Source organism: Microbulbifer halophilus (assembly GCF_026183675.1).
Classification (GTDB): Bacteria; Pseudomonadota; Gammaproteobacteria; order Pseudomonadales; family Cellvibrionaceae; genus Microbulbifer; species Microbulbifer halophilus.
In genome coordinates this window covers 1-15145 of the sequence record NZ_JAPIVK010000059.1, presented here as the reverse complement: position 1 = coordinate 15145, position 15145 = coordinate 1, and the positions used below count along the sequence as shown (strand labels likewise).

Below are 15145 nucleotides of genomic sequence, written 5' to 3'. Positions count from 1 at the left end.
TGGTGTGGGAGGACGGCGGGGGTAATCCCGCCTCCTACCCGATGGTACTGATGGGAAAAGGAGCGCAGCGAGGCGCCCATCTTTTATGGTCCCGATATTTCCGAAGTTGGTTACCAGTCCATTTTCCGCTTGATAAACGCCGCCAGCTTCTCGCCATTGGCCACATGCTGCGCAATGCGCGGGTGCTGGCCGTAGCCGGTGTAGTCGAAGAAGAGGGTGGCCAGCTTTTCGTCATCAAATTCACTGCGCATCTGTTTCACCGCCGCGCGGATATAGTCCGGCCACTTATCGTTGGCGGTGGCATCCATACTGCCCAGGGCGCAGATAATCTGCGCCTCGGGATATTTCGCGCGGATGGAGCGGACAAAGTCCACATAGGCCTGGATGCGTTCTTTATCAGAAGGAATCGGATCCAGGCGCTTTTCCCGGTCGATCAGCCAGCTGTCGTTCTGGAACAGGTTGATCACCACCACATCCGGCGTCCAGCGGCTGAAATCCCAGCGGCTGTCGTTGTCGCCGACGGCGCTCAACTGGTCGTAGTACTGCGGCATGGTGAACGGAAACCAGCTCACCATAATGCCGATACCGCTCCTGCAGATGGTGTGCAGCTCCGCGTCCAGTCTGCGCGCGGCCACCGAGCCGTAGGCCCAGTAATTGTTCTTCTCGGAGGCCAGGTCGTCGCGGCCGTTGTCCGCACCCTCGTTGCCCATACCGCAGCTGATGGAATCGCCATAGATCTCCATGCGTCGCTCCGGCCGTTCCGGCGGCGGTAGCAGTCGGGCGTCGTCCGACAGCAGCAGGCCCTTGAAGGCCGTGGCGCCCTCCGCGCCCTCGGTGCGCTTGACGATTTCCAGCGAGTGTTTGCCGGGCGACAGGCCGTAGCCGATCTCGTAGCGGTGCTCGCCCTTTTTCGCCTGCAGCACGAAAGGGTGCCGGCGGTTGCCGTCCACGATGACGTTGTAGTAGTTGTTGCCCTGCTCGTCGTCCAGGACCAGGGCCAGGCTGGTGCCGGTAAAGTTGGCCTCGATGCTGCTGCCGGGCCAGGAGAGCAGGGGCGCCTTGCGGTCACTGAAATCGATGCGGCCAGTGTATTGCAGCGCTTCGGCATCCGCGTCTACGCGGGTGGCGGCCGGGACCCGGGCGGAGACCAGGGCGAGACAGAGAATGGCGGTCAGGGCGATTATTCTTTTCATGGCGATTGCGTGTCCATACCTATAATGAGGGAGCATACAATGCGGTGTGGCGGACAGTAAAACCGCCCGCTTCAGTTAACCTTCGAGAAGAGGCAGTGCGCCGTACGTACCTGGCAGGAGAGCATGTGACTGGCCCTGCGAGGTCTGCCGCTGCCGTCGTGTAAGTGACCAGGAGCCCTGATGAAGCATCGAGAGCCCCGGGAAGTTGCCATGTCCTCCCTTCTCAGAGTCGGCCGCAATCCCACCGGCAGGGATCTGGTCGTGGGCGATGTGCACGGCCACCTGGCGCAGCTGCAGCGGCAGCTCGACGATCTCCGCTTCAATCCGCAGAGCGATCGCCTTTTCTTCCTCGGCGATATCGTGGATCGCGGTCCGGACAGCGGGGTGCTGTTGGAGATGGTCGATCAGCGGACTTATTTCAGTGTTCTCGGCAACCACGAGGCGATGATGATCGCGGGCTACGAGAGCCCGGGGAGCGCCGGCCTGCATCGGGCCAATGGCGGCGAATGGTTCTATCGCCTGCCGGATGAAGAGCGGCAACAGTGTGTGGCTGCGGCGCGGCGCTGGCCCTGGGCCATCGAAGTCGACACCGGTTTCGGGCGCGCCGGCCTGGTACATGCCAATGTGCCCGACAGTAGCTGGATCGAGCTGCTCCGGCAGCTTCGCGCCATGGACCGGCACTGGCGGTCCGGTGCGCCACTGACCGAACGTGCGGTGGCGTTCGCGGCACAGAATATCCTCTGGAAGCGGACCCTGATCCTGCACTTCTACGGCAAGGTGCTGGAATCCGGCGCAGTGCGACAGAAACTCGAGGATTATCTGGAATCCTTCGGTGTCGGGGAGGAGTGGAAGGTGCCGGCAACGGCGGAACAGCTGGAACCTTTCCGGATTGCCGGTATCGACCGTGTCTATATGGGGCATACCTATGTGCCCACGGCGATCCGGGTGGGGAAATGCCATTTTCTGGACAGTTACCGGGAGGAACCGGGGGACGCGTTGAGCCTCGTCTGTATCAACCGCTGAGGGTGGCAATATAATTCGCAGCCGCTTTCTGAGAGAATTCACTGCCGCCGGCTCTGGGCAGAGCTCCGCGCCGGTGCCGAACACCCGTTTTTCTGCAGAGGGCGCCCGTGTCCCGCGTTTTGAACCCGATGTCGAATACCGTTGAGCTGAAGTCGATTCCCTCCACTCTGTCTTTCTATCGGCGCGCGCTGACCGCCAGAAAATCCGGCCGGGTGCCCGGTGAAGAGAGCGAGTTGGGACGGGTCCTGTTGCGGGGCAGGCGGGTCGATGTGGCGGCGCTGCGAACCTATCGGGAGGTGTGCGGCTTTCGCACGGGCGACGGCCTGCCGGTCACCTATCCGTTTGTGCTGGCCGCGCCCCTGCATATGGAACTGCTGGTCTCCGACGCTTTTCCACTGCCGGTGATGGGGCTGGTGCATGTGCGCAACAGCATCACCCGGCATCGGGCCATTGGCAGCGCAGAAACATTGGATATCGATTGTATCCTGACCGGTCCGTGTCCGTCGGCCCGGGGGCTGGAGTTTGACCTGCATACCCGCGTCTCCGCCGGCCGCGAGCTGGTATGGGAGGGTGTCACCACCATGCTGCGCCGGGGCAGGGGCAGCAGGGTGGGACGCAAGTCGGGGGCGGGGCGGAGACCGAGCGAGTTTACTCCGGATTCCGTTATCGACTGGCATATTCCCGCCAATACCGGCCGCCGCTACGCCCGCGTCTCCGGTGACAGCAACCCCATTCACCTGTCGGCATTGACTGCAAAGCCCTTCGGTTTCCGGCGCGCCATTGCCCACGGCATGTGGACCAAGGCACGGAGCCTGGCGGAACTCGAGTGCCTGCTGCCCGATGGGCCTTTCCGGGTCAGTGTCGACTTCAAGCTGCCGATACTGTTGCCCGGCGATGTGCAGTTCCAGTATCGGCGCGAGGGCGACGATATCGACTTTTTCGTTCGGGGCAGTGCGGGGAGGAAACCGCACCTTTCGGGATCCCTGGCGCCATTGCGGGAACAAGCCGATACGACGATGTAACCAAGCGGGAGCAACCGCCGGGGTCACCGCAAAACACTCCGCAACAGAGTGCCACCGCCTGTTCAAACATGGCAGCGGTGAGTCCTGGCAGCCCAGACATCTTCAGCGCCGGCCATACCGGCAGCCTCCCAGAATCTTCATCTATGCTTGGATAGCGAGTGCGACCTTGCAGCGAGTCCTCTTCGTGGTCGCCAGCTGTCGACAAAATACTCTGCATCACAAACTCGCTGATTGTTGGAGAATGAAGGAATGGGAACAATCACCACCAAAGATGGCGCCGAGATTTACTACAAGGATTGGGGAGAAGGGCAACCGATTGTCTTCCACCACGGTTGGCCGCTGAGTGCAGACGATTGGGATGCGCAGATGCTCTACTTCATCGGCAAGGGGTTCCGCGTGATCGCGCACGACCGGCGCGGTCACGGCCGTTCCAGTCAGATCGCCAACGGCCACACCATGGAACAGTATGCGCTCGATGCCGCGGCAGTGACGGAACATCTGGGATTGAGCAACGCGGTGCATATCGGCCACTCCACCGGTGGCGGTGAGGCTGCCAGCTATGTGGCGCGTTATGGCAAGGGCCGCGTGGCCAAGCTGATCATGGTCGCGGCGGTACCACCGATCATGGTAAAGAGCGATTCGAACCCGGAGGGGGCACCGATCGAAGTCTTCGACGACTTCCGCAAGCAGCTCGCCGCCAACCGCTCGCAGTTTTATTCCGATGTGGCGGGTGGCCCTTTCTATGGCTTCAACCGAGAGGGTGCGGACGTATCCCAAGCGGTGATCGAGAACTGGTGGAGGCAGGGTATGATGGGCAGCGCCCTGGCCCACTATGAGGGCATTAAGGCGTTTTCCGAGACCGACTTTACCGAAGATCTGAAGAAGATCGATGTGCCGACACTGGTGATGCAGGGGGACGACGACCAGGTAGTGCCGATCAATGCCTCCGGCATGCAATCCTCCAAGATCATCAAGAATGCCACCCTCAAGGTTTACAAGGGCTATCCGCATGGGATGCTTACCACCCACGCGGATGCGCTCAATGCCGATATGCTCGACTTTATACAGAGTTAGTGATCCACTTCCTTTTAACTTCCGGCCGCAGCCAGAAACCCACCCAGCAGCAGGGTGGCGCCAATCAGGATCAGGCCCTGGACGATGGCAATCAGTATGGCTGTCAGGAAGCCGGTGTCCAACACCATCATATAGGCAATGGCCGCCAGGGGGATGGTGATCAACATGCCGTATTCCGCGGTCACGCCGGGAATCATGCCGCCGACAAAACGCTGGATTACCACCGCCAGCAGCAGTGCAAACAGGCAGTGGAAAACGCCGGTGTTGCGTGCTCCCAGCAGGGCCGCGGCCATTTTCAGCGGCAACACCAGTACAGCCACTATCACGATCAGTAGGATGATAAGTTCCATTTACGAGCTCCATCTCGGTCAATTCCGGGGATCGATCGGGGACCTTCAGTGCCTTGTACCCCAATACGTCGGTTTGCTTCTCTCAACAAGATAGTTTTAAGCCAGGGCTCTGTGCCAGTGGTCGGGGGCCTGCTTCTTGTCGCGGGCTGTTTTCCCGCTCTGCCATTGGCGGTCCCATCTGTACAGGATAACCGAGTTCCACTGCTGTATTGGTCAGGTTTGGGAATGGACTGTCTGATTGAACGCCGCAAATGCGTCTTCCAGCCGCCCCGCGGCGCATTCCTCGCCGTGTCGGCGCAGTATCTCGATCACGCACTCGGCGGTACACAGGCCGCCCTCGGGCTGGTTGCGCCGCAGCCGGTAGCGGGAAGCGGCGTCCGATGTCAGGGCGAACTGCGGTGCAGCGCGCAAATAGGGGCTGTGGTTGTAGATTTTGCGGGCTTCCTGCCAGGTGGCATCGATCAGTATCACCTGTTCGAAGTCTTCCATCTGTGCGGAGGTGGCCTCCCCGCCGGGATAGACCAGCGCCGCCCGGCCGCATTCAATACTGTCCCGCAGTGCCGGCGATGGATGGCGGCGTTCCCAGATCACACGTTCCACCATATCCCCGCACTGCTGCAGGGCCAGCGTGCCGGTATTGGTCTTGCGGTGGAGTTCGCGCTGGTGGGTGAGCAGGGTGATTTTCATATCGGTGTTGTGCCGGGCAGGACCTGGTTGTGGGCGCGGCAATCCGCTCGCCGACACCATACGGGACAGGTGCTATTTCCCCACAGGGCCACGGCCGGTATGCAAGTCTACCCTGCGTGCCTGCCAGTATTTGTCTCCCCAGTAGTAGCCATTCAGCTTCGATATGGTGACGCCTTTGGAGCTGGAGGCGTGGAAGACTTTGTTGTCTTCAATATAGATGCCCACATGCCTGACTTTGTAGCCGGTTTTGAAAAACACCAGATCCCCCGCGCGAAGCTCGCTGCGGGGGACGGCCTCTCCCGCTCGGGCCTGGTCCCTCGTGGTACGGGGAAGCTCAACGCCAAGCTGGTCGCGGTAAGTGATATAGACCAGGCCGGAACAGTCGATACCCTGCGGTCCCAGGCCTCCCAGTTGATATCGGGTCCCTTTCCATTGCCGGTGTTGTGTGTAGATCCTTTCCTGTAGCGAACGGGTGCCTGTGCGCAGCGGTGCCGGTGTGCCCGATGGCGCGGCCTCTTCGGGAGCCTGTCTGTTCGGCGTGAGACTGCAACCCGCTGTGGCGGCTGCCAGGTAAACGATAAGGGGTAACAGCAGCTTCGTATTCATGGGATTTGGCCGGGACACGCGCGCCTATCTGTCGTCGATGGCGCGAATACGCTGGTCAGTAGTGGCACCAGAGTACGATATTGGCCTGAATACTAGCTGAATACCCCGGGACCGGGCCCTGACCTGGCGGCCCTTGCCCCGGATCCGGCGGCAACCGGGGCTAGGTGCGTCGGGTGGTTACTCTGAAGCCGGGGGGACCGCCAGCGCCTTCAACCCCTCAACGGCCTCGCGGACATGGGTTTCCCCGGTGGTACTCTCGACCTGGAAGGAGGGCTTTTCGGCGCCGTAGCCACCGAGCGCGGCGTCTGCCGCCGTGGGCACATAGCGCAGGTCGCCGTTGCTCATACCGACAAAAAAGGTGGATTCCACCGGGCTCGCGCGTTTCAGCTGCCGGCCGAGCGCGTCGAAATACTCGCCGGGAAAGCCTGCCAGGGAAATACCGGGCGTGAGCAGCAGGAGACCGACCTCGGCATCGGGATTCCGGAACGAAATGGTGTCAAACCTGAAATGGCCCTCATCGCGAAAGCCGTTCATTTCCCGTGTCGCCCGGACCGCGCCGTCGGCCAGTACCTGGCCCAGTCGGCGCGCCTGTGTATGGGCAGCTTTGAACGGCTTGGTGTCGGCGTGATAGGGATTGATATCGCCGCCGGCGCCCATAAAAAACATCGTGTGTCCGCCGACCTGCTCTTCAAATGACCTGCGCAGAAATCCGGGGTAATCGGCGGAGACGACCGGTCTTTCCAGGTCCATGGTGACCACCGGGTGAGCGCTGTAATTGAAAATGGTCAGGAATGGCTGTTCGTCTTTGTCCCGCAACTGAATGATCCCCAGCGAACTGTCCACATCGCGGTTGGGAATCCTGTCGGGGTTGGTCCAGAGCATCTCCACTTTGTTGTCCCGGATGATCCTGCGGTTGTAGGCCTCGTCGATGGCAATCTGCGTGGCGCCGATGGAAACCGGTTGCAGATGATCGCCGGCGGTTTCAACGCTGTCGATGATCTCCCGCCGGACCTCGTCCAGTTGGGCATCCGCCAGGTAGCCGCCGTGGGTATGGGTGGCCGCAACCATCACATGGTTGAAACCGCGCTGTTGCAGTTGTTGCTCAATCGCGCCGAAGTCTGTCTCGCGCAGAACCAGCAGGTCCACCGAAACCAGCGCCACCTTGTGGTTGCCATCCGTAAGGACGGCGGTGTGGATATAGAGGGGATCCCCGATCGATTCAACCGCGCCGGTGCCACCGCCGACCAGACCCAGTTTGTCCCCGGGATGCGGAGTGATATCCACTGCGGCGAAGCCCGCCCGGTACTCGGCGGAGAGGGCGCTGGTGGCGCTGGACAGGATTATCAGAAGAAAGAGAAGGCGAGTGGTCATGGGGTCAATCGATTCCGTGTTGGTCGGGCCGGCGCTTGTTTGAAGGCGTCGTGGTTGTGGTCTGCCCGGGTCGGCCTGTTTTGAGTTCCGCCGACCCGCACTTTGCCAGAATGCCGCAAAGCGTAAGCCGACGGAGTAAAAGCATGACACAAGCCGGTACGGAGCGTCGACACGATGTCGATGGGCCGCGCTCTCTACCGTTCGCGTTGCTGTTTTGTGGCTCCTGAATCGGCTGGCGCAGGGCAGGGGATTCCAACGCATACCGCCGCTGGCAGTGGCGGCGATGATGGCAATGGCTGTTTCTTTACACCCGCTTCCCGTCGACCCAACTCCTGCTGGACGACTGGTACAGCCACGGACGCTTTTCTGCAGAGCAGTCGAAAATGGTCCGCTATCTGGCTATCGATACTGACGAGTAGTAAGGAAAAATTAATAAAACCAGATCCGCCTAATCCCTGTAGGGAAAATACACGACAGTCCTGAGAACGGGTTGGGATATGGGCACTCGCCCTGTTGATTGAATAAAATATTGACGTACGGTTGTTCTGGTGAATAAACCTGTCGCTGGCGGTACTGCGACGACACGTTGAAGCGGGTCGAAGTAACCCGTTCGAAGTTTTCATCAAACAACCGTAAATCCGGATAAAAACATGACAACTAATCAATTTTTTTTGGCAATATTTATCTGTTGTATCGGTCAATCGGCAATGGCGGAACAGACTGCAGACCGGCCCCAGGGCCTTACCGCGCGGCTGGCCGAAGAAGAAGCGCGCCTGCTGCCCCAGCGGCGCGCCTATCGCCGGCATTTTGCCGATGCCTATGCCGCCTATCCGTCTATTCCCGCCGGCACCCTGGAAGCGATCGCCTATGTCCAGAGCCGCTGGGTGCACCTGGATCCGGATGGAAATTCCGCTATGCAAGGCCACCAGCATATGCCGAAAGCCTACGGCATAATGGGGCTCTACGCCGGGGGAGGCGCCGCGGACCAGATATCCCGGGCCTCTGCGATAACCGGCATGAAGGTGCAGAGGATTAAGCGGAATCCCAGGTCCAATATACTCGCCGCGGCAGCCCTGCTGGATCTGGAGTTGCGCAAAGATGTGGACCGGTTGGGGCTCCTGCGCGGCGGCATGATTCTGCAGCCGACCCTGGAGGATATGGTACCGACGCTGAAGCGCTACGCCGGATTCTCCGAATACTCGGCGAAAAATGTCGCACAGGATTACGCCCGAACAAGTTTCGCCTACGACGTGCTCCTGGCCCAGGATCGCGGTGTGGACGACCGGGGAATCAGGGTACCGGAGAAGGCCGTCGCCTGGGAGCGGGCGTTTACGCCCAGGCAGTTGACGACTTTGCGCGCGCCTTTCGTACGCCTGCAGGTGACGGAAGATGCCCTGGAAACCCGCGAGTACCGACTCGACCCGATTACTGAAACACTCCAGCGCAAGGAGCAGGATTCCGAAACCCCGGTGCCGCAGGGCTCCATCGATTCCGATACCCAGGGGGAGCAGGGAACCGAGAGCCTGGATGGTCCGCAAAGCCTCCTGGACACCATGAGCACCGACTACGGGCCGGCGCTCTGGGTCGCCTCGCCCTACTACCACTCGCGTTCATCCTACAGCTCCACCACCATCCACACCGCCCAGGGCAGTTACGCCGGCACGATCAACTGGTTCCAGGACAATCCCTATTCGGTCAGCGCACACTATGTGATTCGCAGTTCCGATGGCCAGGTGACGCAGATGGTGCGCAACCACCATGCGGCTCACCATGTCGGGGTGCACAATGGCACGACGCTCGGTATCGAGCACGAGGGATATGTGGACAACAGCTCCTGGTACACGACGGCGATGTACAACAGCTCCGCCGCCCTGGTGCGCAGCTTCTGCGACAGCTACGCAGCGATCGACTGTGCCAATGCATACGATGGCCCGGCACACAGCGACGTGGTAGTGCTGCCCTCCTCAATCGATGTAAAAGGGCACCAGCATTACACCAGCCAGACCCACACAGATCCCGGCATCAACTGGAACTGGTCCCACTACTACACGCTGCTCAATCCCGGCAGCGGCGGCTCCACCACCGTGCTGGACTCTTTTGATAGCAGTGAGGGCCATTTCTATACCAGCCCCACCTATTCGGGCAGCACGGTGGGCATCTCCACCCAGTCCAGCGCTACGCGGGACTGCAATATCAGCCACGGGGGCAGTTGCTCGCTGCGGGTGCTGCTGAAAGACGATACCGGAAGCAACAGCGACTGGCGGGTGCGACTGCTCTCCGGTGCCGGCAGCCCGGGCGCCAATGTTCCGCTTTCAAGCAACGGCCGCGTCGGCTACTGGGTGTATGCCGCGGCCAGCGGAATGCGCGCCGCCATCGGAGTCGATGACAGCGACGGCACGGAGCGCAGTTACAGCAAGAGCCTCCCCGCCGACAGCTGGACCTTCGTGGAGTGGAACCTGGCCGACAGCGACGACTGGTATGCCTGGGCCGGCGGATCCAATGGCACCATCGATGCCGGCAATGTGACCCTGGACGCTGTCTGGATACTCCGCGACCCGGACACCGCTTACGATGTAAACGTGTATATCGACGAGGTGCAGATCCAGAACTGAAACGGGGCCGGGGCCGACAGGAACCGTCGCGCCCTGTATTGCGCGGTTATGGTTGGTCCCGGCATCTGTTCGAGCATTATTCTCGAATCTGTTCACCAAAGTCGGTTGAATAGCAGGGCTCTGTTATTGAAAGGGCAGAAGCTCTCTGAAAGGACCTGTCAGGCTTTCGAGCGCGGACATTTCCTTGGAGTAAAATACCAGCGAGGAGCTGTTCCATATATAGGTATCGGGGCTTCTTCAATGACTTTGCTGCCAGTGGTGGTCGTGTCGTAGAAAATACTGTGGCAGTTGGCCCAATCAGGCCGAGGCTTCTCTCTCAGCTCGTCAAATATATCATCGTCATAGGCTTCAACGACCTTGAGAGTCGATTTCGAGGAATCCGTAGACGCTGTTGAGTTTCTGTAATCTGCAGTGTTTCATCTCAACAGCTTAATCACTGTCTATGCCCTGTCCACCTCTTCATTCCATTGCTCTTCATATCCTGCGCGTTCGAGGTAGCCGCCAAGTGAGTTGTGGAGCTTTTCAGTCCAGTACTGAGGGCTTCCTTCACAGGGCAAAGCCACTTTTTCTTTTTCTGATTTGTTGACCATGGCCCAGAAAAATCTGCTTAAATGGACTGCTTCCTCTTTCGAGCTGACAAAGCCTCTGGTCAAAATATATTCTGAAAGGGAATCATCAAGGAGATCCGAGAAATAAAGGGCTAAAGTTTTCTCTTCGTTGTATTGATACTCGATCATGCTATGGCATCCCTCGTATTCTTGATTACCGACATACGGTCGGTAATCCGCCGGGGCAGGTATCAATTGTAGGTGGGCTCCTGGACAATGAGCAACTTATGATATTGGCCCTATTGATTCGGGTGTGGGTAGCGTAGAATCATCGATCCTGATTCCACAGATTTTCCCGCGAGCAAACGCCATGAAACCTTGGATCGAACTCGGCACCGCCCAGATTCCCAATAATGGCGGCATACTCAAGCTGCGCCAGCGCGACCGGGAGTTCTCCATCTCCCTGAGTGGCCCCCGCGGTGAACTGATGAACAGTCGTCGCTTTAACAGCGAGCGGGAGCTAGCGCTGCTGGGCTGTGCTCACCTGAAGAAACACAAGAATGCCCGGGTAGTCGTGGGCGGTATGGGCATGGGTTACACCCTCGCCGCCGCCCTCGAGGTACTGCCGCCCTGCGCAGAGGTGATAGTCGCCGACCTGATCCCCGAGGTGGTGGAGTGGAACCGTGGGCCCCTGGGCGACTGCGCCGGCCGGCCGCTGGACGACAGTCGCTGTAAGATCCATATCGGCGATGTCGGTGAGCTGCTGGTAAAGCGCGATGGCGACTACGACGCCGTGCTGCTGGATGTCGACAACGGCCCCGAGGGGCTGACCCATAACGACAATAACTGGCTGTATTCGCTCGATGGCACCAACTGTATCTACGAAAGCCTGGCGCCGGGCGGTATGTTGGCGGTTTGGTCGGCTGGGCCCGATACCCTGTACGTTCAGCGGTTGAGGAAAACCGGCTTTGACGTCGAGGTCAGGACCGTGCGGGAGCGCCCCGGCAAGGGGGCGCGACATACGATATTTCTGGCAAAGAGGGTGTCCGAGTGAGGTGCAATAATCGGAGATAAGGGAGTGAATAGAGTTGGGTCAAGGTTTGCTCCTTTTTAGTGTAGTGCAGGCTATTAGTAAGATAACGTATTTTTGTTTCTCTTCTGCGCAACGATACCCAACTTCTTCCGATATGTTGCGATAGAGTGATCGGTCAGCGGTTTGCTTTTGATTGGATTTTTATTCAAAAAACCAAATAACCTGTAGAAAAAAGTTACTGCAGGCAGAAGTTGAACATCCTGGTAGTCACCTGGTGCGCAGTTTGTCAGGTAACGCATGTCCCCTGTGTGCAGATACCCGCCGAACTTGTCCATAAGTCCTTTTGATAGTGATTTCCCGAATCTCGGGATGAAACTGCAGACTTTGGCTAGTACCGAGATGGTGACGCTACCTGGAGGCAGCAAGGTGACCGCATCAGCTGCATTTACAATGCGATATACCGGCGTCTTTAGTGGGGTAATCCACTCAGCGGAACCAACACTGGGTGATCCAAAGGTATAACAGGCGGCAATACCTGCCTTACATTTCAGTCGCTTTGCGGCAACCGTTGCCAATGCGCCGCCCAAGCTGTGTCCGGCTATTAATAGCGATTTACCAGCATGCTCAGGCTCGTCAATGGCTTTTTGAATATTTCCGGCGACGGACTCATAACTTTCCTTAAACCCTTGATGAACCATTCCTTCTGTGGCACAGGGGACCTTATTAGCTTTGATGTCCGATCGGATATCTTTCACGCTCGTTGTTTCAGTGCCTCTAAAAGCAAGTATGAGAAATTTGTCAGTAGAGGCCAGGAAAGCCTGTGTCCCCGTTTCTTTACTGTCGAACAATTTTTCGAGTTTAAAGTTCAGTCCATTGAGCTCAGACGTAAGAATTCCTTTCTCACGTTCGGCATCGTAGCTTAGCTTCTCAATTAACTCGGTGAATATGCTCAGCTTTTTATTTGAGAGTAGCCTATCTATCGCTTTGTGGAATTTTTCTTCTTGTGATTTTCCAAAAAATGGCGGATTAAACCGAATATAGGCCAGTTGGGCCATGCAGGCCATAAGCCAAGCTGTTCGGTCGCTGTACGCTAGGCGATGTGACGGTGTGCGGCGGGCTAACATCTCCTGCGTAAATAGATGGTCTTCCGGTGAGGGGGAAATAACAGAGGGGTTGGTTGTTATCGGAGTTGTGCTGTCATCCATAATATCGCTTCCTATGATCGATTACTTGAATTGAGTGCTAACGTTCAGGTGAGTTCAAATATCGCTGCCTCCAAGCTTGTTGGTTTGAGTGGTTTTGGTCTACAAGACTTAACTTTCCGGAAACACCCAGTGGAATATCGAATTTCTCAAGGACCCAGTATACGTGAACAGGTGTTCCGGGATTAGTTCGCTTCTAATACCAAGTGCACCAGTACTCTGGTTTCGACTGCCAAAGCGATTTAGTCAGTTTGATGTTGTCGAATCGAACCTGCAGTGTTGTATCCTCTGCTTTCCGATAGATGCCGATTTTGAAATCGATCTTGTTGTTTGCGCCCAGCTTCTCACAGCCGCCGGCGTACTGGCAACTAGACCCTGGTATGTACCCCCATTTTCCGTGATACGCGAAGGCGTCGTGATAGTAGGTCTCGTCTATACGTTTATACCGAAACCCCACAGTTGTATTGCCTTCACGATGCTCCATTTCCGTGTGCTCTGGAAATAAGGATATAGTCACGCTGTACCAAGTCCCTATTGCGAGGTTTTCGACCTTCCCAACTTCGATACGTGATGCACTCGGATTCGACCCCGTGTCATTGTTTAACGCCAGAAGTACAAGGGACAGCGACCCATCGCCCTCAGTGCGTAGCTTCCCGGCAAGCGGAGGACCATGGGGGCTTCCTTGCCATAGCTGGAAGATGATCGTATCACGGATAGGTTGGTCTTGACTTGCACGGAATGCGAAACCAATGTGCCGTCGTTCGCCGAAATTGAGGCCTTCATTGGGATCACTATAGAGAATGTGGTGATTTACTTTCTGCATGTAGATTGAGCTATCGGAGCTGTCACACTCGTCCGTGCAGCCACGTACCTCATAGGCAAGTGATGCGCCGTATCCATATGAGTTTGGACTCAGCCACGCGCGTCGGTAGTGATCTGGCGACCACTCGGGACTTGGCCCCTTCAACGCAGTCTCGAAGTAGATCCCGTTGTCTAGTAGTTCGAATCCTGAATCCACAATACTCGCGTCGTAGCCATCAACGACGCGGAGCACTCCTGAAGGGCAATCGGATAACATGGATGACTGTTCGGTGATGGCGCCGGGACTGTCAGGCAGCATTGGTCCTGCGTAACTGTAAGCACATGTCAATAAAGACGCGTACCATGCTAGGATTCGTAGCTTCACGGTATATTCCGTCCTTTCTAAAGTTGACGACCTTCTGAGAATATTGGGGCAGAGTGAAATTTTGACACTCAATTTAACCTCGCGTAATTGAAGACAATTCATGTATAAGCGAAGATCAGTCACTGGCACAATCAGCGGGCACGGCCCCGGCGGAAAAAATATTAGGGCTGGGGTAAATTTTTTAGGTTCGGATAATAAGAAATAAACGTCAAAAATAGATCTGTCCCTTTTTCTTTGGTTTTCTGGTTGCTTTCTTGGTCGAAAACAATTTTACGAAAACACAAGGCCTTTTTAAGTATGCACAGAATGTTTTTCCTTATTTTCAATGGGTTGCTAGTTTCAGAACGAGAACAAATTAGTTCCTGTGGTGAAATCAGTGCCAAAAACAGATCTGTCCCCTTTATTCCGGTCCCCTTTATTCCTTTATTGTGCTTTATTGTGTCCGCAGCCCTCGTTAGATTTTGACCTTCCTCCAAGCCGCCTTAAAGCGAGAACGATTTGGAACCTGTTCTATCATTCCCCTCTTTTGAAGACGCTTGAAGACAGCTTTCATCGAGTTCTCAGAACGAACACCACAAAGCGCCCTGGCTTCCCTATTCGTAATTTCTGGATTTTTTTCCAAAAACTCCATTATCAATTCTTCAGGTGATGCTAATTTCTGATGGGGAATCGTTACCAAAACGGAGCTTTGTTGCTCCTCGATTACCGGGTCATGCAACCTTAGCTTCCGCATTGCATCAAAAGCAGTGTTTAGGCCCTCTCCAACGTCCTTATTTGGAGGGTTCGGAAATTTATTTATTAGCCGAACAAGCTGCTGATTTCTTGCAAACTGCGAGTGAAGTACGTTGTCTTTAGTGATATGTCCAGCAAACTTTCCTGGGCTTTCCACTTCTATCCTATTGTCAAAAATCCTAACTTGGACGTCTGTCGCAATACTGTAATCACGATGCAGAATTGCATTGGTAATTATTTCATGAAGTGTTTCTGCTGGATATTGAATGTCGATGAGGCTTGCCTCACCGAGCTTCTTTATCTCTTCCACAATTTCCTGAGTTTTGGCTACAGAATCATAAATAAGCTTATACGCCCACCCCTCGATAGTGATTGGATCAAATGCTAAATGGTCTCTCGATGGCTCTTTTTCAACCGTTTTATATCGGAATACTTTTACCGCTGTTCTCTTTGGAAGGAGAGCGGTGATTTTCAACCCAGTTGTCCAAATAACTGCGTTTAAGCAG

The 15145-nt window shown here is 56.6% G+C and carries 14 protein-coding genes; 5 read left to right on the top strand and 9 right to left on the bottom strand.

Features of this window, described 5'->3' with window-relative positions; all coding sequences use genetic code 11:
* Positions 1–110: 110 nt before the first annotated feature.
* Positions 111–1193 (bottom strand): SGNH/GDSL hydrolase family protein, encoded by a 1083-nt coding sequence (locus OQE62_RS18785; RefSeq protein ID WP_265723585.1) that lies wholly within the window; start codon positions 1191–1193, stop codon positions 111–113.
* Between the two features lie 210 nt (positions 1194–1403).
* On the opposite strand from OQE62_RS18785, the gene OQE62_RS18780 reads away from it, so the two are divergent.
* The 3 genes from OQE62_RS18780 to OQE62_RS18770 all read left to right on the top strand — a co-directional run bounded on the left by OQE62_RS18780 (position 1404) and on the right by OQE62_RS18770 (position 4312).
* Entirely contained in the window at positions 1404–2216 is an 813-nt protein-coding gene (locus OQE62_RS18780; RefSeq protein ID WP_265723584.1) for a metallophosphoesterase, read from the top strand.
* Between the two features lie 107 nt (positions 2217–2323).
* Positions 2324–3238, top strand: coding sequence for a MaoC family dehydratase (locus OQE62_RS18775; protein ID WP_265723583.1), 915 nt, complete (start codon positions 2324–2326; stop codon positions 3236–3238).
* Between the two features lie 249 nt (positions 3239–3487).
* Positions 3488–4312 (top strand): alpha/beta fold hydrolase, encoded by an 825-nt coding sequence (locus OQE62_RS18770; RefSeq protein WP_265723582.1) that lies wholly within the window; start codon positions 3488–3490, stop codon positions 4310–4312.
* Between the two features lie 14 nt (positions 4313–4326).
* On the opposite strand, the gene OQE62_RS18765 is transcribed toward OQE62_RS18770, so the two are convergent.
* The 4 genes from OQE62_RS18765 to OQE62_RS18750 all read right to left on the bottom strand — a co-directional run bounded on the left by OQE62_RS18765 (position 4327) and on the right by OQE62_RS18750 (position 7326).
* Positions 4327–4662, bottom strand: a complete 336-nt coding sequence (locus tag OQE62_RS18765) for a hypothetical protein (protein WP_265723581.1) — start codon at positions 4660–4662, stop codon at positions 4327–4329.
* Between the two features lie 213 nt (positions 4663–4875).
* Positions 4876–5349, bottom strand: a complete 474-nt coding sequence (locus tag OQE62_RS18760) for a DTW domain-containing protein (protein ID WP_265723580.1) — start codon at positions 5347–5349, stop codon at positions 4876–4878.
* Between the two features lie 72 nt (positions 5350–5421).
* On the bottom strand, positions 5422–5955 hold the full coding sequence (locus OQE62_RS18755; RefSeq protein ID WP_265723579.1) for a C40 family peptidase: 534 nt from the start codon (positions 5953–5955) through the stop codon (positions 5422–5424).
* 177 nt (positions 5956–6132) lie between these two features.
* A complete protein-coding gene (locus OQE62_RS18750) occupies positions 6133–7326 on the bottom strand; it encodes a hypothetical protein (RefSeq protein WP_265723578.1) in 1194 nt (397 codons plus the stop codon).
* A 707-nt stretch (positions 7327–8033) separates the two neighbouring features.
* Here OQE62_RS18750 and OQE62_RS18745 point away from each other — a divergent pair.
* Positions 8034–9938: an N-acetylmuramoyl-L-alanine amidase gene (locus tag OQE62_RS18745; protein WP_265723577.1), complete on the top strand. Its 1905-nt coding sequence runs from the start codon at positions 8034–8036 to the stop codon at positions 9936–9938.
* 440 nt (positions 9939–10378) lie between these two features.
* Here the strand turns inward: OQE62_RS18745 and OQE62_RS18740 are convergent, their stop codons facing one another.
* Positions 10379–10675: a hypothetical protein gene (locus tag OQE62_RS18740; RefSeq protein ID WP_265723576.1), complete on the bottom strand. Its 297-nt coding sequence runs from the start codon at positions 10673–10675 to the stop codon at positions 10379–10381.
* 181 nt (positions 10676–10856) lie between these two features.
* On the opposite strand from OQE62_RS18740, the gene OQE62_RS18735 reads away from it, so the two are divergent.
* Entirely contained in the window at positions 10857–11540 is a 684-nt protein-coding gene (locus tag OQE62_RS18735) for a spermine/spermidine synthase domain-containing protein (RefSeq protein ID WP_265723575.1), read from the top strand.
* Between the two features lie 74 nt (positions 11541–11614).
* On the opposite strand, the gene OQE62_RS18730 is transcribed toward OQE62_RS18735, so the two are convergent.
* The 3 genes from OQE62_RS18730 to OQE62_RS18720 form a co-directional block, all read right to left on the bottom strand.
* Entirely contained in the window at positions 11615–12724 is a 1110-nt protein-coding gene (locus OQE62_RS18730; protein ID WP_265723574.1) for a lipase family protein, read from the bottom strand.
* Positions 12725–12917: 193 nt separating this feature from the next.
* On the bottom strand, positions 12918–13841 hold the full coding sequence (locus tag OQE62_RS18725) for a hypothetical protein (RefSeq protein WP_265723573.1): 924 nt from the start codon (positions 13839–13841) through the stop codon (positions 12918–12920).
* Positions 13842–14361: 520 nt separating this feature from the next.
* A partial coding sequence (locus OQE62_RS18720) for an ATP-binding protein (protein WP_265723572.1) occupies positions 14362–15145 on the bottom strand: 784 nt, incomplete at its 5' end.

Excerpts from the sequence above, each read along its gene's own strand:
- OQE62_RS18785 (WP_265723585.1), bottom strand. The coding sequence starts at position 1,193 with ATGAAAAGAATAATCGCCCTGACCGCCATTCTCTGTCTCGCCCTGGTC.
- OQE62_RS18780 (WP_265723584.1), top strand. The coding sequence starts at position 1,404 with ATGTCCTCCCTTCTCAGAGTCGGCCGCAATCCCACCGGCAGGGATCTG.
- OQE62_RS18770 (WP_265723582.1), top strand. The coding sequence starts at position 3,488 with ATGGGAACAATCACCACCAAAGATGGCGCCGAGATTTACTACAAGGAT.
- OQE62_RS18765 (WP_265723581.1), bottom strand. The coding sequence starts at position 4,662 with ATGGAACTTATCATCCTACTGATCGTGATAGTGGCTGTACTGGTGTTG.
- OQE62_RS18760 (WP_265723580.1), bottom strand. The coding sequence starts at position 5,349 with ATGAAAATCACCCTGCTCACCCACCAGCGCGAACTCCACCGCAAGACC.
- OQE62_RS18755 (WP_265723579.1), bottom strand. The coding sequence starts at position 5,955 with ATGAATACGAAGCTGCTGTTACCCCTTATCGTTTACCTGGCAGCCGCC.
- OQE62_RS18750 (WP_265723578.1), bottom strand. The coding sequence starts at position 7,326 with ATGACCACTCGCCTTCTCTTTCTTCTGATAATCCTGTCCAGCGCCACC.
- OQE62_RS18745 (WP_265723577.1), top strand. The coding sequence starts at position 8,034 with ATGGCGGAACAGACTGCAGACCGGCCCCAGGGCCTTACCGCGCGGCTG.
- OQE62_RS18740 (WP_265723576.1), bottom strand. The coding sequence starts at position 10,675 with ATGATCGAGTATCAATACAACGAAGAGAAAACTTTAGCCCTTTATTTC.
- OQE62_RS18735 (WP_265723575.1), top strand. The coding sequence starts at position 10,857 with ATGAAACCTTGGATCGAACTCGGCACCGCCCAGATTCCCAATAATGGC.
- OQE62_RS18730 (WP_265723574.1), bottom strand. The coding sequence starts at position 12,724 with ATGGATGACAGCACAACTCCGATAACAACCAACCCCTCTGTTATTTCC.
- OQE62_RS18725 (WP_265723573.1), bottom strand. The coding sequence starts at position 13,841 with ATGCTGCCTGACAGTCCCGGCGCCATCACCGAACAGTCATCCATGTTA.